At 60.0% G+C, this 23,185-nt stretch carries 22 protein-coding genes and 1 tRNA gene; 11 read left to right on the top strand and 12 right to left on the bottom strand.

Annotation, left to right across the window (positions count from 1 at the left end; all coding sequences use genetic code 11):
- Window positions 1-72: 72 nt before the first annotated feature.
- Complete coding sequence (locus ABWV42_RS10780) at window positions 73-1,653, bottom strand: ABC transporter substrate-binding protein (RefSeq protein ID WP_353340100.1); 1,581 nt, start codon at window positions 1,651-1,653, stop codon at window positions 73-75.
- Between ABWV42_RS10780 and ABWV42_RS10775 the strand changes: the two genes are divergently transcribed.
- Window positions 1,598-1,879 (top strand): hypothetical protein, encoded by a 282-nt coding sequence (locus ABWV42_RS10775; RefSeq protein WP_353340393.1) that lies wholly within the window; start codon window positions 1,598-1,600, stop codon window positions 1,877-1,879. The genes ABWV42_RS10780 and ABWV42_RS10775 overlap by 56 nt on opposite strands.
- Window positions 1,839-2,000 (top strand): hypothetical protein, encoded by a 162-nt coding sequence (locus ABWV42_RS10770; protein ID WP_353340099.1) that lies wholly within the window; start codon window positions 1,839-1,841, stop codon window positions 1,998-2,000. The genes ABWV42_RS10775 and ABWV42_RS10770 overlap by 41 nt, the downstream gene beginning before the upstream one ends.
- A 162-nt stretch (window positions 2,001-2,162) precedes the next feature.
- Here the strand turns inward: ABWV42_RS10770 and ABWV42_RS10765 are convergent, their stop codons facing one another.
- Together ABWV42_RS10765 and ABWV42_RS10760 are read right to left on the bottom strand one after the other, a co-directional pair.
- Window positions 2,163-3,797, bottom strand: coding sequence for a N,N-dimethylformamidase beta subunit family domain-containing protein (locus tag ABWV42_RS10765; protein WP_353340098.1), 1,635 nt, complete (start codon window positions 3,795-3,797; stop codon window positions 2,163-2,165).
- A gap of 7 nt (window positions 3,798-3,804) precedes the next feature.
- Complete coding sequence (locus ABWV42_RS10760; RefSeq protein WP_353340097.1) at window positions 3,805-6,279, bottom strand: CoA transferase; 2,475 nt, start codon at window positions 6,277-6,279, stop codon at window positions 3,805-3,807.
- Window positions 6,280-6,392: 113 nt separating this feature from the next.
- Between ABWV42_RS10760 and ABWV42_RS10755 the strand changes: the two genes are divergently transcribed.
- Window positions 6,393-7,325, top strand: coding sequence for a GlxA family transcriptional regulator (locus ABWV42_RS10755; protein ID WP_353340096.1), 933 nt, complete (start codon window positions 6,393-6,395; stop codon window positions 7,323-7,325).
- Between the two features lie 69 nt (window positions 7,326-7,394).
- Here ABWV42_RS10755 and ABWV42_RS10750 read toward each other — a convergent pair whose 3' ends face one another.
- From ABWV42_RS10750 to ABWV42_RS10740, 3 genes are read right to left on the bottom strand one after another with little or no spacing between them, the layout of a single operon-like run.
- Window positions 7,395-8,243 carry an MBL fold metallo-hydrolase gene (locus tag ABWV42_RS10750; protein WP_353340095.1) on the bottom strand — a complete coding sequence of 283 codons (849 nt, stop codon included), beginning with the start codon at window positions 8,241-8,243 and terminating at the stop codon, window positions 7,395-7,397.
- Between the two features lie 3 nt (window positions 8,244-8,246).
- Complete coding sequence (locus ABWV42_RS10745) at window positions 8,247-9,683, bottom strand: sulfatase family protein (RefSeq protein ID WP_353340094.1); 1,437 nt, start codon at window positions 9,681-9,683, stop codon at window positions 8,247-8,249.
- Window positions 9,680-10,210: a MarR family winged helix-turn-helix transcriptional regulator gene (locus tag ABWV42_RS10740; RefSeq protein WP_353340093.1), complete on the bottom strand. Its 531-nt coding sequence runs from the start codon at window positions 10,208-10,210 to the stop codon at window positions 9,680-9,682. The genes ABWV42_RS10745 and ABWV42_RS10740 overlap by 4 nt, the downstream gene beginning before the upstream one ends.
- A gap of 68 nt (window positions 10,211-10,278) precedes the next feature.
- On the opposite strand from ABWV42_RS10740, the gene ABWV42_RS10735 reads away from it, so the two are divergent.
- The 5 genes from ABWV42_RS10735 (at window position 10,279) to ABWV42_RS10715 (ending at window position 15,946) form a co-directional block, all read left to right on the top strand.
- Window positions 10,279-11,229 carry a tripartite tricarboxylate transporter substrate-binding protein gene (locus ABWV42_RS10735; protein WP_353340092.1) on the top strand — a complete coding sequence of 317 codons (951 nt, stop codon included), beginning with the start codon at window positions 10,279-10,281 and terminating at the stop codon, window positions 11,227-11,229.
- A gap of 70 nt (window positions 11,230-11,299) precedes the next feature.
- The gene (locus ABWV42_RS10730; protein WP_353340091.1) at window positions 11,300-11,866 is read left to right on the top strand and encodes a hypothetical protein; all 567 of its coding nucleotides are present in this window, start codon (window positions 11,300-11,302) and stop codon (window positions 11,864-11,866) included.
- On the top strand, window positions 11,866-13,455 hold the full coding sequence (locus ABWV42_RS10725; RefSeq protein WP_353340090.1) for a tripartite tricarboxylate transporter permease: 1,590 nt from the start codon (window positions 11,866-11,868) through the stop codon (window positions 13,453-13,455). Before ABWV42_RS10730 ends, ABWV42_RS10725 begins: the two co-directional genes overlap by 1 nt.
- On the top strand, window positions 13,452-14,975 hold the full coding sequence (locus ABWV42_RS10720; protein ID WP_353340089.1) for a sulfatase-like hydrolase/transferase: 1,524 nt from the start codon (window positions 13,452-13,454) through the stop codon (window positions 14,973-14,975). The genes ABWV42_RS10725 and ABWV42_RS10720 overlap by 4 nt, the downstream gene beginning before the upstream one ends.
- Window positions 14,976-15,121: 146 nt before the next feature.
- Window positions 15,122-15,946 (top strand): SDR family oxidoreductase, encoded by an 825-nt coding sequence (locus ABWV42_RS10715; protein WP_353340088.1) that lies wholly within the window; start codon window positions 15,122-15,124, stop codon window positions 15,944-15,946.
- 27 nt (window positions 15,947-15,973) lie between these two features.
- Here ABWV42_RS10715 and folE2 read toward each other — a convergent pair whose 3' ends face one another.
- From folE2 to ABWV42_RS10700, 3 genes are all read right to left on the bottom strand, one after another.
- Window positions 15,974-17,062, bottom strand: coding sequence for a GTP cyclohydrolase FolE2 (gene folE2 / locus ABWV42_RS10710; protein ID WP_353340087.1), 1,089 nt, complete (start codon window positions 17,060-17,062; stop codon window positions 15,974-15,976).
- A 203-nt stretch (window positions 17,063-17,265) separates the two neighbouring features.
- A tRNA-Ala gene (locus tag ABWV42_RS10705) sits at window positions 17,266-17,341 on the bottom strand.
- An 84-nt stretch (window positions 17,342-17,425) separates the two neighbouring features.
- On the bottom strand, window positions 17,426-17,752 hold the full coding sequence (locus ABWV42_RS10700; RefSeq protein WP_255103830.1) for a TIGR02300 family protein: 327 nt from the start codon (window positions 17,750-17,752) through the stop codon (window positions 17,426-17,428).
- Window positions 17,753-17,860: 108 nt separating this feature from the next.
- Between ABWV42_RS10700 and ABWV42_RS10695 the strand changes: the two genes are divergently transcribed.
- Window positions 17,861-18,553: a M48 family metallopeptidase gene (locus ABWV42_RS10695; protein ID WP_353340086.1), complete on the top strand. Its 693-nt coding sequence runs from the start codon at window positions 17,861-17,863 to the stop codon at window positions 18,551-18,553.
- Between the two features lie 31 nt (window positions 18,554-18,584).
- A complete protein-coding gene (locus tag ABWV42_RS10690) occupies window positions 18,585-19,235 on the top strand; it encodes a GntR family transcriptional regulator (RefSeq protein ID WP_255103827.1) in 651 nt (216 codons plus the stop codon).
- Between the two features lie 9 nt (window positions 19,236-19,244).
- On the opposite strand, the gene ABWV42_RS10685 is transcribed toward ABWV42_RS10690, so the two are convergent.
- Both ABWV42_RS10685 and ABWV42_RS10680 read right to left on the bottom strand, forming a co-directional pair.
- The gene (locus tag ABWV42_RS10685) at window positions 19,245-20,573 is read right to left on the bottom strand and encodes an MFS transporter (protein WP_353340085.1); all 1,329 of its coding nucleotides are present in this window, start codon (window positions 20,571-20,573) and stop codon (window positions 19,245-19,247) included.
- A 40-nt stretch (window positions 20,574-20,613) separates the two neighbouring features.
- Window positions 20,614-21,576 (bottom strand): acetyl-CoA carboxylase carboxyltransferase subunit alpha, encoded by a 963-nt coding sequence (locus tag ABWV42_RS10680; RefSeq protein WP_255103824.1) that lies wholly within the window; start codon window positions 21,574-21,576, stop codon window positions 20,614-20,616.
- A 144-nt stretch (window positions 21,577-21,720) separates the two neighbouring features.
- On the opposite strand from ABWV42_RS10680, the gene ABWV42_RS10675 reads away from it, so the two are divergent.
- A complete protein-coding gene (locus tag ABWV42_RS10675; protein ID WP_353340084.1) occupies window positions 21,721-22,551 on the top strand; it encodes an AraC family transcriptional regulator in 831 nt (276 codons plus the stop codon).
- Between the two features lie 12 nt (window positions 22,552-22,563).
- Here the strand turns inward: ABWV42_RS10675 and ABWV42_RS10670 are convergent, their stop codons facing one another.
- Entirely contained in the window at window positions 22,564-23,160 is a 597-nt protein-coding gene (locus ABWV42_RS10670; RefSeq protein ID WP_353340083.1) for a LysE family translocator, read from the bottom strand.
- Between the last annotated feature and the right edge of the window lie 25 nt (window positions 23,161-23,185).

Raw genomic sequence — 23,185 nt, 5'->3', positions numbered from 1 at the left:
GGCCGGGGCAGGCGGCGTGCGACCACCCGGCAGGAGCGGGCCGCCCGTATCAGACAGGCGGCCCGGATTGGTTTACTTCATGGTGAAGAACTTGACGCGGGGCTGATCTTCGGGATCAACCTCGATGCCGACGTTGTCAGCCATGCCCCAGTTCAGCACCTGGTGGTGGATCGGGATGTACAGCTGTTCGTCCTGAACCATGCGCCAGATCGCGGCGATATCCGCGTTACGGGCGTCCAGATCGGTGTTGGATGCCAGCGACTTGATCTTGGCGTTCAGGTCCGCGTTGTTGAAGCCGGTACCGTTCCAAGTGCCGATGTCGCTTTCGCGGCCGTGGACCAGGAAGTTGAAGATGTACTCGGAGTCATAGGTCGGAACACCCCAGCCCAGCATGTAGAAGTCGGTCTTGCCGTCGGTGATCTTGGGGAAGTGCTGTGCCTTCGGAATGGCGTCGAGGTTCACCTTGATGCCGATCTGGCCCAGCATGCCGACCGCGGCCTGACAGATGGGTTCGTCGTTGATGTAGCGGTCGTTCGGGCAGTCCAGACGGATCGAGAAACCATCGGCGTAACCGGCTTCGGCCATCAGCGCCTTGGCGCCTTCCACATCGGTCGAGCTTTCGCCGTCCATTGCGGCGGTCCAGCCGTTCACGAAGGGCGGAGCGATCATGCCTGCGGGCTGGGACTGGCCACGCATCACAACCTGACGGATTGCGTCGCGGTTGATCGCCATGGACATCGCCTTGCGCACGCGCACGTCTGCCAGCGGGTTTTTGCCTTCGATGTTGTCGGCTTCGATGTCATCCGCGCCCTGGTTCATACCAAAGAAGATCACGCGGTTCTGCGGGGCCTGCTTGACCATCAGGCCGTTCGCGCTGTCGACGCGCGCCAGATCCTGTACCGGCATGTCCTGAAGGAAGTTCACTTCACCCGACAGGAGGGCTGCGACGCGGGTCGCGGCGTTCTGGATCGGGGTGTAGATGATTTCGCTGACTTCCATCGGGAAATCGTTGCGGCCCCAGTATTCTTCGTTGCGCACCATGACGGTTTTCACGTCGGGCTCGCGGCTGACCAGCTTGTAGGCGCCGGTGCCGTTCACGTTGGTGGTGGCAAAGGTGATCTCGCCACCTTCAAAGTCCTGCACGTTGACGGTGTTGTTCGCCTCGGTCCAGCCCTTGTCCATCATGAACAGGTTGGTCAGGTTCGACGGCAGGATCGGGTTCGGGCCATCGGTTTCGATTTCGACGGTGTGGTCGTCAACAGCGCGGACGGCGACGATCGAACCGATCAGTTCTTTCATGTCCGAGTTCGGCTGTTTCGCGCGCTCGAAGCTGAAAACCACGTCCTCGGCGGTGAAATCGGCGCCGTCGTGGAATTTCACGCCCTTGCGCAGGTTGAACACCCATACGTTGGGGTTGTCGGCGCTGGGGGCCCAGTCGGTCGCCAGTGTCGGCACGAAGGCGCCGCTGGTGTCGCGGATGATCAGCGGCTCATACATCTGGTGACGCATGGTGTGGCTGGGGCCTTCGTTCTGCGAATGCGGGTCCAGAGTCAGGGCATCGCCTGCACGCGCCCATCGCAGGGTTTCGGCGTTGACCATGGCCGCTGACGACATCAGTGCCGCAACCGCCAGGATTGTTGATGTTCTTTTCATGATTTCCTCGCTGTCAGTAAAGGTTATCCGCAAGCATGTGTGTGTTTGTCAGATCGTGAATTTCGGCAAATGTTCTTTCTTTGATTCCCGGGCAATTTGCTCGGGTGAGCAATCTGGGCCCCTTTCCGTTTTTGCCGCCGGTGTCGCAGACTTGCGGGTACCGCTCCGCCGTTTTGAGGCCGAGCATGGACTGGACGCTAAAAAAATTTTTTACTTTCTACAATAAAAATTTTTCTAACCAGCCGGCGCTGGGCTTGACTGGCATTGGCATCAAGCATCGTACCGAGGCACTGGATACTTCAGGGAGCGCCCTTCGAAAGGCAAATACGCTGTGGGGTAAGCTTTAGATAATATTTGTTTTTTATCTGGAGTGTTGGCACCTGCGGTCCTCGTTTCTGTTCATCCCTCAGATCGAAAGCGGGCATATGGCGCTGGCGAAATAGCTGCTAGGGCAAAGCAAAACGCCTGCTCAGAGGTACAGAAAGGTCTTCTAAAAACGTGTTCCCGAGCTAGTTGGAGCCGCCGAACTCTGAAAGAACATTGCGGGTGATGCGTTCGACCTGTGGGTCCTTGCGGATCAAACCCATGACCCATTCACAGGTGGCCGCGTTGAAGACGGCTCCCTTTCCGCGTTGCCAGAACAGGACGACCCCGTTTCCGCGCGAACTGCGATCCAGAGTATCGTCATTTACAGAGCCAAACATTGCCTGCGCCTTAAAGCGGGCGTCACCGTCGCCGATGTACGCCGTCTCTCCCCAAATTCCCGTTTCGGGTTCGGTATTGGTCGCCAATCCCATAGCCACGATTTCGATGGCAGGATCGGCGCCGTCCGCGCCTGTGGCAAAAGGCAAACCATCTTCCATCTGGTAGTCGACGCCATCAACCTCGTAGCCAAAGATACGTGCCCTTGCGCCCAGTTGGTCGCCGTAGCCAAGTTCCGTGCCTTCAAGGGACCAGTGGTCCGGACGGTAGACTGTGTAACCCCCGCTGGCCTGACCAGCACAGCGGCCCAACCCGGCATAAATTCCCTTGAGCCCGTTTGCACCGAATGTCGCGGCACCGGGCCAGTTCACGGGTGCCACTTCCCAGGCCGCCGTAACGAGATGGTCCTTGTCGCTGCCCGACAGCGGGTCCTGTTCGGCTGTGTACTTGTAGCAAACCTGGGTCCGACCTTCGTTTTCGATCCGGGTTTGCCAGAGGAAGTTTCCGGCAAACCGCGCGACCTTGCCCCCGTTGGTGGTAAACCGATCAACGGAATGGCGCATGTTGGCCGTCCAATACTCGTCGTGTCCCACGAAGATCGCGCATTTGTAGCGCTCCAGCACATCTGGGTCGGCTTCGAGGTCATGTTGCGTCACAATGTCGAGGTCGAACCCCTCTGCTTCGGCCCAGCGGGTAAAATGGCGTTCGTAACTGGCCCATCCGGCGGAGGCGTATTTCTTGGAATAGCCATAGGCATAAGCCCATTCCATATAGGGGTAGCGCACCATTTTTCCGGGACTGTGGGGGACGTCCGGGACGGCGCGTGGCGCACCAGCGGGCAGTTTGCAGAAACCGCGACTCCACGGTCTCTGGGTCGAGACGACTGGTGAGAAAGCATTGCCATCCGGGCCGGTGATGCCTTCGTAGTGGTTTGATCCTCCCCAGCAGTTATAGGCCAGCCAAGTACCCGTGGCGCAAACCAGCACAAAGGGGGGTGGTGGGACGTTGGTCGAGCGGCGGACAAGGATCAAATGGTGTTCTTCCACTCGGTCACCATCCCGCTCAGCACTAAATGTGATGAGATAACCGCCCGGGCGCCAGCTGGAGGGGATTGTGAACCTGTGGCTCACCTCCCAGGAGCACCCCTGAACCGAGCAGTCAGCAGGGGTTGCCTGATGCGTGCCGACCAAGCCGGTTTCCCGCAAAACGGGCTCATAGGTGACGCCGTCACGGCCAATTTCCAGATCCCAGGACGCTGCAGTTGTTGAAACGTGCAATGTCACCGTATCGCCGGGGACATAGGTCATGCGCGGGGTGTAGCCCCAGATTTCCAGCACGTCGTCGTTTCGCGAGGGACCGATATAATAGTGGTCAATGATGTGGCGGGCTTTCGCACGGGTGCGTGGTGTGGCTGTTGGGTCAGGGCCTTCTGAAGTCGTCATGGCGCTCCTACTCCGGCAAGTAGTTCTTGGACCAACGTTCGGCAGCTGCACCGGTGTCGATCATGGCGTCGATCCGGCTTTCGGAAAAGCCCAAGCCTGAAAGTACGCGCCGGGTGTCGGCACCATATTTGGGCATCGGTCCGGGGATGGTTATCGCGGCCCGGGCTGGGCGTACGGCATTTGGGGCAACGAGATCGCACCAACGACCCATCGGATGAGAGTCATGGCGGATAACCCTGAAAGTGGCCTCGGTAAGGTCAATGTCGCCCTGACTTTCCGGCTGCAAGGCCGCATCGCGTGTTTCGTGCAACGATCCAAGCGGAATGACGGTGGAGGATGACCCGGCCAAGGCCGCGGCCCAGGTGGCTGCGGGTTGCGTCTGGAAGCGGGCGCTCAGGGCGTTGGCCAACTCGGATTCGGGCGTGTCTGCCAGATCGCTCAGAGCCGGAGTGCGACGTAGCGCTTGGCGTTGATCTGTTGGGGCCGCAAAGAACATCCAGCCGTCCTGTGCCCGGTAGCAATGATAATATGGTCCCCAGCCGATGGCGTCGCGCCCTGCGGGCTCGTCAAAACCTGGTCGGCCGTCAAAATCATACATCAACTGGGCCTGGATAAGGTTCCCCGCGGCGGCCAGAGCCGCGCGGGCAATGCCCCCCTTGCCCGTTCTTTCCCGTCGCAGCAGGGCCGCGCCCAATGCGACACAGGCGCAGTATCCAGTGAGCACGTCGATGGTGCCAAAATGCGCGTGTTCCTCGGGGGTTGCCATCCCTCCGCCAAACCGCACCATGACGCCTGTCGCTGCCTGTGCGAGGTCGTCATAGCCAAGATGGTTCGACTTGGGGCCTTGGGCGGGGCCGCCGAAGGCGTCGAGTTGTACGAGGATCAGGCGCGGATTGATCGCGTTAAGGTTGGTGGCATCCAATCCCAATGAGTTGCGCTGCTCGTCGGTGCCATTCATTGTGATGACGTCTGTTTCGCGGATCAGACGTTGCAGGGCCTCTTGTCCTGTTTCGGTGGAGAGATCGAGCAGTATGCTTTTCTTGCCGCGATGGGCGTGCAGCCCGAAGACGATCGTATTCCAGGGGTCGACCGAAGGATTGACGGGTTGAACCGATGTGATGTCGGCTCCGAAGCGCGCAAGTGTCGAGCCAATCGTTGGCCCGGCGATTACATTCGTCAGGTCCAGCACTTTCAGGCCATCAAGCCAGCCCTTGCTTTTTGTCCCGACCGCCCCCGCACGAGGTGGTTCCGCGAGAATTCGGGCAATGTCGGCGTTGTTCGAACTGGGGCCGGGGTGTTTGACAAGTGCTGCTTTGTCGTCAGCCAGCCAGGCCACATTGCCCATTTGGCGCATCTTGCCATGGCGTGGGTCGTCGACCTCAAGTACCAAGCCGGAAGCCAGCGCGTGCGGATCGGATAGCCATTCGCGACTAAAGCGCTGAGCAGTGGCTGGGGCCTTGGCTGTGCCGAAAAGCGTTTCCCATTCATCCGAGGGTTTGGTCAGGAAGGCCGCTTTCATGGCAGAGGACACGCGTTCTCGGTCGCCTGCGCCTACAGGGTAGTTGCGCAACGACCAGTCTGCGGGCCAGTCCTTGGTATCCAGGTAGGCATCGAAATCTGGCAGTTCGTCAGCCAGAGCTTTCAGGCCGAGAGTTTCCAGCACACGTCTCGGATGTGTCTTTACGCTGCCAGCTACCACGTAGAAGCCACGCCCGTCGGCACAGGTATAGGTGCGATAAAACGGGTCGAGAAACTCTTCCAGTTCATCAAAGCTCAGGTCCATTGGCAGTCGTTCTGCGGCACGTCTGTCCAGTTCAACTTCACGCGGGGACTTGTATCTCTCCGGGTAGTCCTCGATCTGTTCGCAATTGTAGACGAGTCCTTCGAGCAAGGCCGAAGCAAGTGGCACCTCAATATGTTCGGCACCATTCTGATCGCGTGCCAGCAAGGCAAATTGCACGGCCATGGCGCCGAAGGATGCGCCGTAGGCCGACGCAAGGGTCAGAGGTGTGAAGGACGGATTGATCCCCATCAGGCGGCGGTTCAATCCCATATCCGTGAACTGTCCGGTGCGCGCGGCGATCACCGCTTCCCAAGCGGGCAGGTCTGCCAGAACCGCGTCGGTCGAGGCAAAGCCGGGCAAGGACAGCGAGATGATGCGAGGGTTGATCTTGCGCAACGCATCGGGGCCCAACCCCAACCTTTCCATTACTCCGGGGCGAAAGTTCTCGACCACCACGTCGGAGCGGGCCACCAGATCACGCGCGGTGGCAAGCCCCTCCGGAGACTTCAGATCCAGTGTGACAGCTGTCTTTCCGCGAGACAGCATGTCTGTCGCGGGTTCCTTCAAACGAGGACCGCCGGGGGGATCGACGCGGATAACCTCAGCCCCCATGTCTGCCAGCATCATGCCGACAAGCGGGCCGGCAAGGTATTGGCCGAAGTCGAGAACCCGGATGTGCTCCAAGGGGCGCGTGGTCATGTCTGTCTCTCCTGTGGCAGGGGGCTTCAGCCGCCATTTTCTAGGTAGCTTAGGATTGCTTTTGGCATCCAAACCGCGCCAATCTGGCTAAAAATCGTGCGGATACTGCCAAAATGCCTGACCTGACTGTTTCCATCCTGTTGTCCGAGGCTTTTTCGAACATGGTGCTGGCTTGCCTTTTGGAGCCTTTGCGCGTGGTGCGCGACAGTGGCCAGGCAGACGTTCATTGGGCGATTTTGACTGGAGACAACGGCCCGGTGACAAGCTCTAGCGGCATACGTGTCGAACCCGACAGGGCGATACGGGACATCGAAAAGAGTGATCTGGTCCTGGTCGTTGGGGGAGACAATTTCCGGGCTGAAGCCCAACGGCGCGACATGCTGCGCCGCGTGACGCCGCTGTTTCGATCAGGCGTTGTAATCGGGGCCGCAAGTGCGCCTTGGCTGCTTGCCTCGCTTGGATTGTTGGATGGTCGGCGGGCCACTGTGCATTGGCAAATGACCGAGGAGTTCGCCGAAACCTTCCTTGGTGTCGAGGTCAGCAATGCGCGATTCGAGCGGGACGATCGGTTCTGGACCTGTGGCAGTGCAGCAACTGCGCTGGATCTTGTCCTGCTGTTCATCGAGGAACGCTTTGGCCCGGCAGTGGCCTATGACGCATCGGCCATGTTTCTGCACGCGGATACAAAGGCAGTATCAGGCGCACCGTTGCCCCATCTGAACAGCAGAAAATCGGAAGCTGTAGAGCGCCTGGTCTCGCATATGGCCGAGACGCTGGAGACACCGCTGAAACTGGCCGATCTTGCCCATGTGGCGAATATGTCAGAGCGCAGCCTGTCTCGGGTTTTCCGGCGCGAACTGGGGGTTTCTCCTGGCAGATACTACCAGATACTGCGCCTGGCGCGCGCCCGAGACCTCGCGGCGAATACCCGTTTGAGCATCGAAGAGATCGCGCTGCGTTGCGGGTTCGGTTCGTCTTCTGGGCTGCGAAAAGCCTTTTTTCGTTTCTATGGTGTTTCGGTTCGAAGTTTCAGGCGGTTGAACTAGGGTGCAGTGCCGTCCCCGGGAAACGGAAGCCGGATTGCGTGCCATGGACAGGTTGCCAATCTCGTCGTGCTAGACGGTGAATTCCTGCAGATCCTCGACAACCGATGCTTCGCCGCGAAAGAGTTCGGCAAGTTCCCGTTTGGTCAGGGCATGTCCTTCTTCGCTATCCATGTGTATCCGGAAATGTGACAGCAAAAGCTTTTTTACATTAGACGCCTGAGCGGACTTGGCAATGTCGGCGGGGGTCGGAGAAAACTGGGCGATGGCGGGATGCACGTCGTCCGATGACAGTCGGTAGCACCAGTGCAGCAGCAGGTCTGCATCGCCTTGGAGTTCGCTTAGTGCGGGGCAGATGCCTGCGTCACCGGAATAGACGAATTTCTTACCTTCGGCCTCGACCGAGAAGGCCATGCAATCGAAGGCGGGCTGCGCATGGGGGACCTCGCAGCTGGTAAGTTGCCAGGTGCCGCCGTCGTAGGAGAACCCTGGTGCAATCTCGGTCACTTCGGGAGCGGGCCAGGGGCGGGGGAGTTCGCCGCCGCGTGCCACCCAGACTTGTTGTGAAGGGGCTAGTTCCGTTCGGGCAATCAGGTCAGGCGAGAGAACCCCGTCTTTGCCAAACAGCAATTCGGTCTGGCGTGCGATTGGCTTGGGGCCCCAAACCTTCAAAGGGGGAGCGCCTTCGTCCCAGGCAGCGTGCACCAGGCGGGCATAGTCCATCATGTGATCGGTATGCAGGTGCGTGAAGAACAGGTGCGTGATGTCGCTGGGCAGGCGACCCGAGCGCACGAGATTGTCGAACACCCCGCCGCCGCAATCGAAAAGGATCTTGTCTTCGCCGATTTCCAGCAGGTAGCCGGAGGATGCACGGCGCACATAGGCCTCGGGCGAACCCGATCCAAGAATAGTCAGTTTCATGAGCTAGGACTCCAATTTGGGTGGAGGTGTGGCCCCGGGCGCACCGAGTGTGAGGGCGCGGTCGCGGCCACCGTGGGATTCAATCAAGGCCGCCTGATCCGCGAAGGCCATGCGATCCGTTTCATCGGGATCGCAGATCTTGAGGAGTTCGGTGTGCATCGCCTGAAGGGTACCCGTATGGGCCGGGTTTTCGGCAAGGTTCGTGCATTCCTCCGGGTCTGTCTGCAGGTCAAACAGTTCGGGTGGGAAGCCCACGTAGTAGTGGTATTTCCATCGCCCCTTGCGCAGCATGAAGGCACCGGACACCGCGCCCGCGGCGTGATATTCCGAGAATACGATGCGCTCGGGATCATCAGGCGCGGCCATGAGGTCTGTAAGGGACTTCGTGCCGTCGGCGGCTTCGATATCCTGTCCGAAGTGGGTGGCAATCGTGCGTGACAGATCGAGGAGCGTTACCGGTGTTTCGCAGATACCTTTCGGGACGTCCGGCCCTGTCACGATCATCGGTATCGCGGTGCTTTCCTCGTAGAGGTTCGATTTGCCCCAAAGACCGCGTGCACCGACGTTGTCGCCGTGGTCGGATGTGTAGACGACGGTGGTGTTGTCAGCGAAGCCGCTGTCTTCGAGCGCATTCAGGATTTGACCGACATTGTCGTCCAGCCACGAGCACAATCCCAGGTAGCTCGCTATGGCGGCCTTGCGTTCGGTTTCGTCTTTGAACTTGGCTTCGCTGTCCATGAAGGCGTTCTGCTTTTCTGCCCAAGGGTGGCGGACATAGCCATCGCGCGGGTTTAGCTTGGGGTTGGGGAGTACGTCCTCGGGATACAGGTCGTAGAACTCTTGCGGAACCACCAGCGGGAAGTGCGGCGCGACAAGCCCCACGTAGAGACACCACGGGCGCTTATCGCCCGAGGCCGCACGTTCCGAGAACCATTGCTTGGTCCTTTGTGTGACGGCGGCATCGTACTCAGTGTACTTGGATTGACCGGGGCCGATGTAGTCGCCGAGCATCCGGCCCTTGGCGTCTATCCGTTCGTCTTCTTTGCGGATCGACGCCCAGACCATGCCAACGCCGTCGACCACCATCATGGGCAGGTGTTCCACGTCAAAACCTGCGGGGTCTTCTTCTGCGCGGTAGTGCAGTTTGCCGATGCTTTCGACCGGAGTGCCTGCAGTTTGCAGCGCATGGCCCCACCCCGGAATGGCACCAGTGTAGGGCATGGCATTGTCCCATAGCCGGGTTTGGTGGGGGTATTTTCCGGTGGCAAAGCTGGCGCGGGCGGGCACGCAGATCGGGCTTGGCGTGTAGGCATTTTCAAAGCGTGTTCCGCGTGCGGCCATTGCGTCCAGATTGGGCGTCTTGACCACGGGGTGCCCGGCACAGCCCATAGCGCGGGCCTGGTGTTCGTCGGACATGATCACAAGAAGATTGGACGTCATAGTTCTGCCTCCAAGTCATCAGCGACGGCATCGAGCTTTTGGAACGCGGCAAACAGAGCCTCCCTTTCTTGCGCGCTTAGTGCGTTCAAGAGGCGGGCTTGCCTGTCGCGCATATAGGGGCGCGCCTGTTCAAAGACCTCGAGGCCCTTGGATGTGAAAGCAAGGCTATGAGCGCGCTGGTCTGATTCGCGGGTTTCACTGGTGATCAGACCGCGTTCGACCATTGATTTCACCGCCCGGCTCAACTGGCTTTTGTCGAGGTCGGTCTGGCGTACGATTTCGGCGGGTGTGATGGTTCCACGGCTTTCAATCATTACGAAAACACGCCACTGCATCAGTGAAATTCCCGCCGATTCTTTAAGGATTTTAGTGGCTTGCGCAGTCAGGCGGGCGTGCAGGCGAGACAAGCGAAAGGTCACCATATGTTGCAGGTCGGGCTGTGTGTCCGGGGTCTCTTCTTGGTCCTTGGCCATGGCATCCACTCTCTTATTCACCATAAGATTGTCGGCATTAAGTTGATCTGTCAACTTTTTTGTTGACGGATCAACCTTTGATGCGCCAAGCTTTTGAAAACGGCATGAACAGGGAGGAACTCATGAAACGTTTTCTCAAAGCAGGGGCCGTCGCGTTGAGCGCGGCATTGGTGGCCACATCCGCGGTGGCGGCAGACTGGACACCGCCGGGCCCCATCAAGCTGATGATCGGTTTCCGGGCCGGCGGTGGTGCTGATACGCAGGCGCGTCTTATTGCGGAAGAGCTGGAAGCGCGCATGGGTTGGAAGTTCATTCCCGAGCAAGTTACCGGAAAGGGCGGTCTGAACCTGGCAAATGCACTCAAGGATCAACCCGCTGACGGCACGGCCATTGGCATGGTGGTGACGGAAACTCTTGGATACAACATGGCTGCTGCCAATGCTGGCATGAGCCCAGAGAATTTTACGGGTCTGAGCACCACGGCTGGCTTCCAAATGGGGGTTGTGGCCCGCACCGACAAAGGCTGGGCCAGCTTTGATGAGATGATCGCGGCGGCAAAGGGCGGGCAGGACATCCGCTTTGGTGCGATGAGCCCGAGACTTGCTGATCTCGCCTATCTTCTTGGAAAGGCGCAGGGGGTTGAGTTCAACATCGTGAACGTCAAGGGTGGCAAGGGTGTCATGAACGGCGTGAATGCAGGTGACCTTGACGTTGGCTTCATGGCTGGCATCCAGTCGAAGGGCGTCGCTGCCGGTGATCTGATCAACCTGGCGTCGGCCCTCTCGCAACCTCTTGTGCAGACACCGGACGCACCGACCTTTGCCGACCTTGGGGTCGACTTCAATTCGGATGGCTATTTCGTCTTCGTTGGACCGGCAGGCATGCCCGAAGAGGCGCGAGAGGCCTTGGCCAACGCGATTGCGAGTGTCGCTTCGGATGAAGGCACAAAGGCAGGTGGGCTGATCAAGAAAGCCTTCGGCGGTGCTGTGACAATCACCGGTGACGACCTGACCGAACTTCTGGCAAACGATTATGCCAACGCAGGCGCCCTGATGGACGCTGCGTCCGAGTAATCACTCCTCTGGCCGGGCTATTGTGCCTTTGGCACAGGCCCGGTTTTTTTGTACCAGATCGGAGGCCAGCATGGGGCGTACTTCCAGAAACAACCTGTATCTCGGGATAGCGATCCTGGTGTTTGCAGCAGTCCTGCTTGTGATCTGGATTCCCCTGGATGTTCAGACGGGCCTTATTGAGAAAATACGGCGACAGGTGGTGATAGGGGACGCGCTTGCCCCAACTGTCGCGGCCTTTTTCCTGGTCATCGGCGGTGGGCTTCTTGTTCTGACCGAGCGAAATTCTCCGGACCAGGCCAACCCCTCGTTATCTGCCATTGCCTTCACCGCGCTGCTCGTGGCCGTGATCTGTGTGAGTCTGGTTGTCATGCGGTACGCGGGCCCTGCAGCGGTCTACCTCGTGAACACAGTGCAGGGTGGTGAACTGGAATACCGACTGCTGCGTGACACGGCACCCTGGAAATACATCGGCTTTTTCCTCGGAGGCACGATGATGATCTCGGGCATAATCATGTTGGTTGAGGGGCGCGTGAGCACAAAGGCGCTGGCGGCCGCAATTCTGGCCGTCATAGTCATGATTATTATCTACGACGTGCCTTTTGACGATCTTCTCTTGCCGCCAAACGGGGATGTGTAATGGGAACGATTGAGTATATCTGGCTGGGAATTCTTGCGGTTTTTCAAGGGCCGGAATTGTTCTCGATTTTCGGGCTGCCAATCTCGGTCACGATCGTGATGATCCTTGCCGGATTCTTGACTGGTATTGCGGTTGGGGCAACCCCCGGGCTTGCGGGGCCCGTTGCCATGGCGATTGCCCTGCCGATCCTGATCTCGGTGTTTGGCTACACTCCAGACGCCCTGTTGCCGGTTATGGGGTTCCTTATCGGCGTGATGAAAGGGGCCACGATTGGTGGGGCTGTTCCAGCGATCCTGTTCAATACTCCGGGGACGCCAGACGCATATATGACAACGCTTGATGGCCACCCGATGACCAAGCGGGGCAAGGCCAAGAAGGCGCTGCGCGTGGCGCATTTTTCTTCTGCATCCGGCGACACGTTTTCCGACGTGGTCTTGATCATTTGTGCACCGTTCCTTGCGATTGTCGTTGAGGCCTATCTTGATCTGCCGGAAAAAACCGCGCTGCTGATCCTTTCCCTCAGTTTCATCGCAGCGGTCATCGGAGGATCGCCTGCCAAGGGCCTGATTTCGACGGGGTTGGGTCTGCTCGCGGCGTATGTTGGCACAGGCGAAGACTTTTATCCGAGGCTTTCGTTGGGATCGCCTTCGCTCAGCCAGGGCTTTCCGATTGCCACCGCTGTGCTTGGTGTGCTGATCATCGGGGCCGTGCTGAAAGAGCTTGAGGACCTCTGGCGCCACAAGCGTAATAAGGGGACTGTTCCCGTTTACAGGGACGAGGGTGATCAACGGTTACATGCCGCCGACATTCGTCGGCTTCTACCCTACATTGGGCGTTCGGCCGTGATCGGTACATCTATCGGTGCCTTGCCTGGTATCGGGTCCACTTTGGCGGCCACGCTTGGCTATACTGTTGGTCGCAACCGGTACAAGAAAGTTAAGCGCCCGAACGCGCCGGAGTTCGGTCAGGGTGCCGCCGAAGGCATTGCGTCGACCGAGGCGGCGAACTCCTCGGTATCTGGTGCCAACCTGATTCCCGTTCTCAGCCTGGGCATTCCCGGTAATGCCGCAGCCGTGTTTCTGATACTCGCTGCCGAAAGCATCGGTGGTTTCAATCCTGGTCCTTCCGTTTTCCGGTTTACCACTGACAGCGTAAACCCTGAACTCGTGATCGCTTTTGGACTGTTCACTGCCATGATGATTGCGAACTTGCTGAACTGGACCATCGGCGGCGTTTTCATGCGGTCCATGGGTATCATGATACGCATCCCCAAACATATCCTGCTACCCAGTGTGCTACTGCTTACCCTTGCCGCGATCTACGTTCAGGAAACCCGCATGGAGGCGATCTGGTTCGCCCTGGCGTTTGGGGGTCTCGGCTATGCTATGCGGGTGCTTGAAATTTCGCCGCTTCCCTTCGTGATTGCCTTCATCCTCGGGGGCAAGCTTGAAGAAAGCGCACGTCAGGCTTTTGCGGCAACTGGGGGTGATCCCTGGTTCCTGTTCACCAATCCGGGTGCGGCTCTGCTGATGGTGGCCGCGGTTGGTGTGATCCTGTTCACAGCACGAAAAAAGAAAGAAAACGCATGACCCGGCCCAACATTCTCTTGATTTCAGCTGACCAGCAACGGGCCGATTGTTTCGGATTCATGGGGCGCAAGGTAAAGACCCCGCATCTTGACCAACTGGCCGCCGACGGCACCCATTTCACGGCCTGTATGACACCATCAGCCGTCTGTCAGCCGGCGCGCGCTTCGATCCTGACGGGCCAACTGTGCCGCACGCATGGTGTGCATGACAACGGGATCGACCTTGATCCTGAAATCGGGGAAAAGGGATGGGCCGGAGCAATGGCTGCTGCGGGTTACCAGACTTCCTATTTCGGCAAAGCTCACTTCTCGACCTATCATACCTATGAAGCCACGGGCACGCCAGAGTGCCTGCGTTCTGCGCATCTTTATGATGAGGACTGGCACGGTCCGTACATGGGGTTCGAACACCTCGAGCTGATGCTTGTCGGGCACAACTGGTGGGCACCGGAGAAGCCGCCCGGTGGCCAGCACTATGAACGGTTTTACCATTCCGACGGGCGTGGGGATGAGCGCACGAAGCTGATGTGGGAGAACGCGGGCGACACGAAAGGCGCTGCCCAGACGTGGCATTCGAAGCTGCCGACCGCCTATCACAACACCTCATGGACGTCAGATCGGTTCATAGAGTGGGTCAAGCATGGTCGTGACACCGAAAAGCCTTTTGCGACCTGGGTGAGTTTCCCCGACCCCCATCACCCTTTCGATTGTCCAGAGCCCTGGTCGCGCCTGCATGATCCGGCCGACGTTGATCTACCCGAACACCGGACAAGGGATTTCGAAGGCAAGCCGTGGTGGCACAAGGCGGCGATTGAAGGGGAGCCAGCGGACCCGAAGTTCGCTGACATCCGCAAAGCCTATAGCCGGATTCCGCCTCAAACCGACGCACAGTTGCGCGAGATCATCGCCAATACCTATGGGCAAATCGCGTATATCGACCATGAGGTCGGGCGTATGCTGATTGCGCTGGAACAGGCAGGTTTGCATGAAAACACCATCGTCATCTACATCTCTGATCACGGTGACTGGCTGGGGGATCACGGCCTGATCCTCAAGGGGCCGATGCACTATGAGGGTCTGATCCGCGTGCCATTGATCGTAAGGGGGCCCGGTGTCCCTGCGGGCAAAGCGATCGACCAACCTGTCTCGACACTGGATCTTGGCCCTACTTTCTTTGATTACGGTGAGGCGGACGCCCTTCAGACCCAACACGGCGAAAGCCTGCGCCCCCTGCTGGAACACGATGGCACACGCGCCTTTTCGCGAAGCGAGTGGGGGCTTCTGCCGGGGCGCGTTGGCGTGGCGCTGGAATTGCGCACCGTTCGCACGCGTACTCACAAGATGACGGTAGATCTCAATTCCGGTGATGGAGAGTTGTATGACCTGGAGGCTGATCCGCATGAACTTGTCAACCTGTTCAATGATCCTGCTGCCGCGGATAGGCGTGCGGAACTGATGGGTTACATCGAGAGCAGGCCAGATGACACGGTCCCGGACAGAGCGCCGGTCGGCACAGCCTAGCCAGTTGCGGGCTGTTGCCCGGCATCTGCAAGAGGGCAAGTCGGTCAAAGGACGGCGTGAGAACGGGGGCCTTTGATTGTGATCCATTGATGACGTTCGTGCGTAGTGAAGGAAAGGCCCTTCATTCGTTTCCTGAACAACATCAAGTGACCGACAACATGCAGACCCCAGAGCCGATTTCCACATCCGCCCCCAACGCCGACGACGTGTTCTTTCCCGATGTTTTCGAACAGCCAATGCCGCAGACAAGTGCGGTTCTGGTGACCGGGGCGGCAAAGCGGTTGGGGCGGGCGTTTGCCCGGGATCTGGCGGCCTCGGGGTGGCCCGTGGTCATTCACTACAACGGATCGCAAGCCGAAGCGTTGGACCTGAGGGATGAGATCGTCAACGGTGGGGGGCGTGCGGAAATCGTTCAGGCCGATCTTTCCCAGTCGCAGGAAGCCGAAAAGCTGATCGAGCGTGCGGAGAACCTGCTTGGGCCGATTGGCGTGTTGGTCAACAATGCGTCGGTCTTTGAGTGGGATGATCTGTCGACGGCGACGGCGCGGTCGTTCGGGCATCATATGGATGTTCACCTCAAGTCACCGCTGATCTTGTGCCAGCATTTTGCAGACCGGCTGCCCAAGGGGGCGGGGGGCGCGATTGTGAATGTGATTGATTCACGGGTCCTGCACCCAACGCCGCGCCACCTGACCTATACCCTGTCGAAGACGGGTCTGTGGACGCTGACACAGGTTCTGGCCGAAGAGTTCGCGCCGAAGATCAGGGTCAACGCGATTGGGCCGGGGCCGATCCTGCCGGAAGCTGGCCAGACCGAAGAGGAATTCCGCGCCCGTTGTGCGCGTCTGCCGCTTCAGCGACCGGCATCGTTGCGTGAGGCCTGCGATACGGTGAAGTTCCTGATCACGCAAAGAGCGATCACCGGTCAGATGATCGCTCTGGATGGGGGGTATCATATCAGCGCGCATTAAGCGCGCTGCGAAGGGGGGCGGTGTGCCCTAGCCGACGTGATAGAGCGAGGCGAACATCCGGTGGTCATAGCTGACCTGCTGGAAGGTTTCGCCCTTGGCCAGAATGGAAACCGCGTCGTGGCTGTGCAGGGATTCCTGGTGGCTGGCAATCACGCGGAAGTCGCCGATGCGCCCTTCGTTTTCAAGGGCTTGGTACATCAGGCGCACCGCGTCTTCGACAAAGATCGGGTTGGCCCCGTTCAACTCGGCAAAGGCCTGTTCGTCTTCGCGTTTCACCATGACCTGGGTTTCTGTCGGGATCGCAGCAAGGCACAGGTCGACAAGGTCTTCGATCCACAGTGTCTGTCCCTGATGGACCACAACAGAAAGCCGCGCGACCGAGCGTTGCGAGTGTGGCGTTGCAATCTGTCCGCGCGTGTTGCGGGCGTGTTCGGAGAGTTCGAGCGAGCACGGGCACGTGGACGAGTAGACATAGTCGAAGTGCATCAGCCGCGTGACCTGCTGGCCGTTGCGGATGACCTCGTAGGCGACGTCGTAATATTGATAGCCTTCGAGATTGCTGCGCAGTGACCGTTTGAGGACGGGGTAGCGGAAAGAGAGTTGCAGGCGGGCATCAAGGCTTTCGAGATCGTCGAGGTAGGTCCGCAGGATGCGGTCTGTGGTGTCGAGATCGAATGGCGCGTCCGCGTGTTTGTAGAACGAGCGCATGATGCGACTCATGTTGATGCCTTTTTTCGAAGCCTCGAGCGAGACCGAGCCCGTTACCGAGGTTTCAAGCACCAGGGGGTCACCGTCACGGGTCTGCCATTTCAGGGGCAGGCGGAAATTCGAGATGCCGACGTGCTGGATGTCTGTCTTGGCGCCCTTGATCAGACTGGAGGGGCCGTTCTGGAGATCCGGCATGGTTGCCTTGTAGGCGGCGTCGGCCACGAAATCCGCGGGGTAGACGCGATTCAGCTCTGGCATGTCGAAAGGAAACGCGCCTTCGAAATCGTGATCCGACCGCAGCGCCCTATGGCGTTTGATAATTTCAAGCGCGCCTTCGACTTCGGCAAGCGTGGGCGCTGTGAAACTTTCCACCTCGGTCAGCTGTTTCGGTGTCACGATCTCGTTCATGGTGCCTAACTCCTCAAAGAACAAAGGAATTACGCACGGGCGAGGCGAGCGGATCAGTTTTTCGCGAAGAGTTTTGTGCCGGACAGGTTGTGAAGGTCTGGATGGGCGTATTGGCCGCGCGGACCGTGCCGGACCGACAAGGGTGACACGGGTGCAGGGCGCAAAGGTTTTGCCCGGTATCAGTGTCATTTCCTGAGGAAGTTTGGTGGAGCCTAGGAGGATCGAACTCCTGACCTCTACAATGCCATTGTAGCGCTCTCCCAGCTGAGCTAAGGCCCCAAACCATCAGGCCTCTCAGCCTGTGCGCGCCTAATTAGGCGTATGTCGGAGCGGGTTCAAGCGAAAAAAGCCCGCTCCGTAAAATTAATTTTCTTCGTCGTCCGAAGCAACGTCTGCGATCTCGTCGAGCGAGACGTTTTCGTCATCATCGTCATCCAGAATATCGTCCTCGAGCTCGATGTCGACGGAATCGTCGTCGTCCAGCACGTCATCGGAATCATCCAGATTGGCCGCTTTTGCTTTGAGCGTTGCCGCGTCTTCGGCATCCGCTTCGATCATCCGGCTTTTGCCGGCATCGATTTCTACCACTTCACCGGTGTAGGGCGAAACGATCGGGTTCTTGTTCAGGTCGTAGAAGCGTTTACCAGTGGTCGGGCAAACGCGCTTGACGCCCCATTCTTCCTTGGGCATGGGTTATCCCCTTCAGATTCTATGAGTCATGTCGACGGTTGGGGCGGACTGCCATATCATCGGCGGCGTGTCAAAGGGTATAATGCGCATTGGTGAACAGGAGCGCGCATGGAGCAACATTTCCTTCCCGGTGAGCCGAGAATCGGCGTTGTTCTGCGGCGATCGTCGAGGGCGCGACGGATCAGCCTGCGGGTGTCCCGTCTGGATGGCCGCGTGACGCTGACCCTGCCCAATGGTGTGCGCGAGGGTGAGGCGCTGGCCTTTGCCGATGAAAAGGCGGACTGGATCCGCAAACAGCTTGAGCGGCAGCCGGATCAGGTTGCGGTTGGGCTGGGGGTGGATCTGCCTTTTGAAGGGCGTCCCTTGCGGCTTGTGGCGGGTGGCGGACGATCGGTGCAGGTATCGGGGGGCGAGATTCGCGTGCCGGGACAGCCGGAGCAGGCGGCGACGCGCGTGCAGGCCTTTCTCAATACTATGGCGCGCGACCGGCTGGTAGCGGCCTCGGATCGCTATGCGGCGCGGCTGGGGCGGACCTATAGCCGGATTACCATCCGCGACACGCGCTCGCGCTGGGGGTCTTGTTCGTCGAAGGGCGCGCTGATGTATAGCTGGCGGCTGGTGATGGCGCCGTCGGCGGTGCTGGAATATGTGGCCGCGCATGAGGTGGCGCATCTGGCCGAGATGAACCATTCGGCAGCCTTCTGGAAGGTGGTCGAAGATATTCACGGCCCCTACGATCCGTTGCGCCGGTGGCTGCGTGACAACAGCGAACTTCTGCACCGCTACAGATTTGGCGATTGACCTTCCCTGGCTTTGTGATCACATTTGACGCATGCTCAGCCAGACAAAGCCCTTGGACCCCTCCAGTTCCGCCCATGACCGTGTGTACCGCCGTTTGCGTACGCGCATCATGCATGGCGAGATCGAGCCGGGTCAGGCGCTGACGCTGCGCGGGATCGGCAAAGAATACGACGTGTCGATGACCCCTGCGCGCGAGGCGGTTCGGCGGCTGGTGGCAGAGGGGGCCTTGTTCCTGTCGTCGTCAGGCCGTGTGTCGACGCCGGAGCTGACCAGCGAGCGCATTGAGGAGCTTGCGGCGTTGCGGGCGCTGATCGAGGTGGAGCTTGCCAGCCGGGCGCTGCCACGGGCGCATATCGCGCTGATCGACCGTTTGCAGGCGATCAATGGGACCGTGGCGCAGGCGGTCGCGCGGCGTGATGCGGTGAGCTACATCCGGTCAAACCTCGAGTTTCACAGAACCTTGTACCTGCGGGCGCAGGCGCCGGCGATGCTGGCGATGGCCGAAACCGTGTGGTTGCAACTGGGGCCGACGATGCGCGCGCTTTACGGTAAACTGCGCAAAACCGAGCCGCCGCATTTCCATCGCCTGATCATCGCGGCGTTGAAGGCGGGGGATGAGCCGGGGTTGCGGCTGGCGGTGCGGTCGGATGTGACGCAGGGCCTCAAGATGCTGGCGGGTTAACGCACCGTCCTAGCGGTGCTGCGGCCAGCGGCGGTGGTTGTCATCAATAATGATCGGGTGGACGTGCTGGCCCGCGTTGCCATGTTCCATCAGGTGCGGGTGATCGTCGGGCAGGTCCGGGTGGTCATGCGACAGCGTGCCTTCCTGCCCTGTCCAGAGGCGCAGGCCGAGGGTTGCGGAAACCAGGCCGAGTGCGCCGAGGATGGCCATTGCGGCAGGCAGCGAGACCAGCGTCGCGACCCAGCCAGCGGTCGGGTAGGTGATGAGCCAGCAGGCGTGGCTTAGGGCGAATTGCGCGGTGAAGATGGCGGTGCGGTCTTCGGGATGAGCCGAGCGGCGCAAAAGGCGGCCCGAGGGTGTCAGGATGGCGCTGTAAAGGATGCCGGTGAGGGCCCATGCCAGAAGGAACACGCCCCAGGGCGGTGCGCCGAAGGTGGCAAACAGCGAGGCATGGCCGAGGGTGAAGAAGCCAAGCGCCAGAGCCGCTGTCGACATCAGCTTGCGGTCGTCGATGCTGTCGAGAAGGCGCGGGATGGTCAGCGCGGCGAGCATGGAACCGGCCCCGAAGGCGGCCAGCGCCTGTGCCAGCGCGGTTTCATCAAAGCCATAGGTGCTGCGGACCATGACGACGGTGTTGACGATCACAAAGGCCCCGGCGGTGGTGGCGGTGAAGTTGAAGGCCAAGAGGCCGCGCAGGCGGGGTGTGGACAGGTAGATCCAGCTGCCGCGCGTGACGCGTTCGCGGAACGGGCGCTGAACGGCGGGTTCGGTTTTCGGGAAGGTGGTGCGCTGTACCAGCAGGGCCGACAGCACGAAGCCCGCAAAGGTTCCGGCGAACAGCCAGTGGAAATCCATCACCAGAAGCAGCAGGCCCGCGAGGGTGGGGGAAATCAGGTTCTCGATGTCATAGGCCAGCCGCGACAGCGAGAGCGCGCGGGTGTATTCGGCCTCGTCCGGCAGGATGTCCGGGATCGTCGCCTGAAACGCCGGTGTGAAGGTGGCCGAGGCCGATTGCAGCAGGAAGATCAGCACGTAGATCTGCCAGATCTCGGTCACGAAAGGCAGGCAGAGGGCCACGGCGGCGCGCAGGACGTCCATGACGATCAGCACGGCCTTGCGGGGCAGGCGGGCGGTTATGGCGGCCGTGATCGGCGACAGGCCGACATAGGCGATCATCTTGATGGTATAGGCCGTTCCCAGCACGGCCCCCGCAGCAGGGCCTGCGAGGTCGAAGGCAAGAAGCCCGAGGGCGACGGTCAGGAGGCCGGTGCCAAGAAGCGCGATGACCTGCGCCGAGAATAGCCTTGCGTAGGTCCGGTTTTTCAGGATGGCCAGCATGGCGAGCGCCCTGTTGCGTTGCGCGGCCGGGGCAGCGGGATCAGGCCGCGAGGCCCTTGCTGCCCATGCCGATGAATTTCTGACGGCGGGCTTTGACAAGCGCCTTGGCATCCTGACCCTCAAGGTCTTTCAGCATGCCGCGGATCGCGTTGCCGACCGATGTGATGGCGGCTTTGGCGTCGCGGTGGGCACCGCCCAGCGGTTCTTCGACAATCCGGTCGGCCACACCCAGTTTGATCAGGTCCTGTGCGGTCAGGCGCAGGGCCTCGGCCGCTTCGCGCATCTTTTCGGAATCCTTCCACAGGATCGAGGCGCAGCCTTCGGGCGAGATCACCGAGTAGACCGAGTGTTCGAGCATCGCGACACGGTTGGCGGTGGCGAAGGCCACGGCGCCGCCGGAGCCACCTTCGCCAATCACGACCGAGACCAGAGGTACGCCGATCTGGAGGCATTTTTCGGTCGAGCGGGCGATGGCTTCGGACTGGCCGCGTTCCTCGGCCCCTTTGCCGGGGTATGCACCGGGAGTGTCGACAAGGGTGATGACCGGCAGGCCGAACTTGTCGGCCATCTCCATCAGGCGAATCGCCTTGCGATAGCCTTCGGGGCGAGCCATGCCGAAGTTGCGTTCGATGCGGCTCTTGGTGTCGTTGCCCTTTTCGTGGCCGATTACCATGACGGGCTTGTCGTCGAAACGGGCGAGGCCACCCATGACCGCGTGGTCATCGGCGAAGTTGCGGTCGCCTGCCAGCGGTGTGTATTCGGTGAACAGCGCGTCGATGTAATCTTTGCAGTGCGGACGTTCAGGATGACGCGCGACCTGGCATTTGCGCCAGGGGGTCAGCTCCTTGTAGAGATCCTTGAGCAGTTCCTCGGCCTTGCGGTCCAGGGCCTCGGCCTCGTCCGAGACGTCCATTTCCTCGTTCTGACGCGCCATTGCACGCAATTCTTCGGCTTTGCCTTCAATTTCGGCCAGCGGTTTTTCGAAGTCGAGGTAGTTGGTCATAAGGGTCTCCGAGGCATGTCTGCGTCTCGCTATATGACCCTGAGTAAGACGAATTGCAACTGATCCTGCGCATTGCTGCATTCAGCAAGATTTGTACCATGCGCCCGTGGCAAGCATCGGACAGGATTTCCGAAGGGATCGGGCATGAGCCAGAGTTACGAAAAGCGCATGTTGCGCGTGTTGCAATACATCCATGACAATCCGGCGGGTGACATGTCGCTGGACCGTCTGGCGGATGAGGCGGCGATGTCGCGCTTTCATTGGCACAGGGTGTTCCGGGCGATGACCGGCGAGACCTGTGCGCAGGCGGTGCGGCGGGTGCGGTTGCATCGCGCGGCAACGATGTTGCTGGACAGCAGCACGGATCCCGCGCGGATCGCACGGGACGTGGGCTATGACAATGCCCGCAGTTTCGCCCGTGCTTTTCAGGGACACTATGGTCTGAGCCCTTCGGAGTTCCGGAAACGGGGGTCATTTCCGGCCCCTTTGTTAACACGGCGCAAAGGAGAGTTTGCCATGTATCCGGTTACCATTCGTGAAGAAGGCGTTCGCAAGGCCGCGGGGCTTTTGCACAAGGGGAATTATTCCGAGATCGGAAAGAGCTTTGAGGCTTTTGGCGCGGTTTGCCAGTCCCGCAACCTGTGGGCCCAGTGCGGGCCGATGTTGGGGGTCTATTTCGACAATCCCGATGACAAGGCCGAGGCCGACCTGCGCAGTATTGCCGGGGCGACGTGGCATGGCGAGGTGCCTGAAGATTTCGAGAGCTGCGAAATTCCGGCAGGGCGGTACGCGGTTCTGACCTACACCGGCCCGTACGCGGGGATTCACGGGGCTTACGAAGCCCTGTTCGGAGAGTGGTTGCCGAAGTCCGGTGAAATGCCGGCGGATACGCCGTGTCTTGAAGTGTATCTCAACAACCCGCGCGACACGGCGCCGGATGATCTGGTGACGGAAATCTGCCTGGCGCTTGCCTGAGCGGGTGGCTGTTCAGGTGGCAAAGACCACCGGATAGAGCGAGGCCACCAGCAGCCCTGCCATGAGCCAGTTGAAGGCGGTCAGGTGGGCGGGGCTGCGCAGGATACGACGCATTTGCTGGCCAAGGACGGTCCAGGAACTGACGCAGGGCAGGTTGATGGCCCCGAAGATGGCGGCGACCAGAAGGATCGCCGTCAGCGATCGGTCCGGTGCGTAGAGCGTGATGGCGGTCAGGGCCATGGTCCACGCCTTGGGGTTCACCCATTGGAACAGCGCGGCCTGAATGAAGGTCATGGGGCGGGCGTCTGACTGGGCGCCTTCCGGGGCGCCGGCGTTGGCGATTTTCCATGCGAGATAGAGCAGATAGCCGATGCTGGCGACCTTGAGGATGGTGTGGGTGATCGGGAAGGTGTCGAAGACCTGCATCAGGCCGATGCCGACAAGGATGACCATCACCACAAAGCCGATGCCGATCCCGAGCATGTGGGGGATCGAGCGGGCAAAGCCGAAGTTTGCCCCGGACGCCATCAGCATGAGGTTGTTCGGGCCCGGTGTGATCGAGGACACGAAGGCGAAAGCGGTCAGGGCGGTGAGGATGTCATATGTCATGGCACAATGATGCGTTGAAAAGCGC

It is taken from the genome of Pelagimonas sp. KU-00592-HH (assembly GCF_040369695.1).
Lineage (GTDB): Bacteria > Pseudomonadota > Alphaproteobacteria > Rhodobacterales > Rhodobacteraceae > Shimia.
Note: the sequence above shows the minus strand (reverse complement) of the source record. Positions and strands in the feature narration are given on the sequence as shown.

Excerpts from the sequence above, each read along its gene's own strand:
- ABWV42_RS10775 (WP_353340393.1), top strand. The coding sequence starts at position 1,598 with ATGGCCGCTGACGACATCAGTGCCGCAACCGCCAGGATTGTTGATGTT.
- ABWV42_RS10780 (WP_353340100.1), bottom strand. The coding sequence starts at position 1,653 with ATGAAAAGAACATCAACAATCCTGGCGGTTGCGGCACTGATGTCGTCA.
- ABWV42_RS10770 (WP_353340099.1), top strand. The coding sequence starts at position 1,839 with ATGGACTGGACGCTAAAAAAATTTTTTACTTTCTACAATAAAAATTTT.
- ABWV42_RS10765 (WP_353340098.1), bottom strand. The coding sequence starts at position 3,797 with ATGACGACTTCAGAAGGCCCTGACCCAACAGCCACACCACGCACCCGT.
- ABWV42_RS10760 (WP_353340097.1), bottom strand. The coding sequence starts at position 6,279 with ATGACCACGCGCCCCTTGGAGCACATCCGGGTTCTCGACTTCGGCCAA.
- ABWV42_RS10755 (WP_353340096.1), top strand. The coding sequence starts at position 6,393 with ATGCCTGACCTGACTGTTTCCATCCTGTTGTCCGAGGCTTTTTCGAAC.
- ABWV42_RS10750 (WP_353340095.1), bottom strand. The coding sequence starts at position 8,243 with ATGAAACTGACTATTCTTGGATCGGGTTCGCCCGAGGCCTATGTGCGC.
- ABWV42_RS10745 (WP_353340094.1), bottom strand. The coding sequence starts at position 9,683 with ATGACGTCCAATCTTCTTGTGATCATGTCCGACGAACACCAGGCCCGC.
- ABWV42_RS10735 (WP_353340092.1), top strand. The coding sequence starts at position 10,279 with ATGAAACGTTTTCTCAAAGCAGGGGCCGTCGCGTTGAGCGCGGCATTG.
- ABWV42_RS10730 (WP_353340091.1), top strand. The coding sequence starts at position 11,300 with ATGGGGCGTACTTCCAGAAACAACCTGTATCTCGGGATAGCGATCCTG.
- ABWV42_RS10725 (WP_353340090.1), top strand. The coding sequence starts at position 11,866 with ATGGGAACGATTGAGTATATCTGGCTGGGAATTCTTGCGGTTTTTCAA.
- ABWV42_RS10720 (WP_353340089.1), top strand. The coding sequence starts at position 13,452 with ATGACCCGGCCCAACATTCTCTTGATTTCAGCTGACCAGCAACGGGCC.
- folE2 (WP_353340087.1), bottom strand. The coding sequence starts at position 17,062 with ATGAACGAGATCGTGACACCGAAACAGCTGACCGAGGTGGAAAGTTTC.
- ABWV42_RS10700 (WP_255103830.1), bottom strand. The coding sequence starts at position 17,752 with ATGCCCAAGGAAGAATGGGGCGTCAAGCGCGTTTGCCCGACCACTGGT.
- ABWV42_RS10695 (WP_353340086.1), top strand. The coding sequence starts at position 17,861 with ATGGAGCAACATTTCCTTCCCGGTGAGCCGAGAATCGGCGTTGTTCTG.
- ABWV42_RS10690 (WP_255103827.1), top strand. The coding sequence starts at position 18,585 with ATGCTCAGCCAGACAAAGCCCTTGGACCCCTCCAGTTCCGCCCATGAC.
- ABWV42_RS10685 (WP_353340085.1), bottom strand. The coding sequence starts at position 20,573 with ATGCTGGCCATCCTGAAAAACCGGACCTACGCAAGGCTATTCTCGGCG.
- ABWV42_RS10680 (WP_255103824.1), bottom strand. The coding sequence starts at position 21,576 with ATGACCAACTACCTCGACTTCGAAAAACCGCTGGCCGAAATTGAAGGC.
- ABWV42_RS10675 (WP_353340084.1), top strand. The coding sequence starts at position 21,721 with ATGAGCCAGAGTTACGAAAAGCGCATGTTGCGCGTGTTGCAATACATC.
- ABWV42_RS10670 (WP_353340083.1), bottom strand. The coding sequence starts at position 23,160 with ATGACATATGACATCCTCACCGCCCTGACCGCTTTCGCCTTCGTGTCC.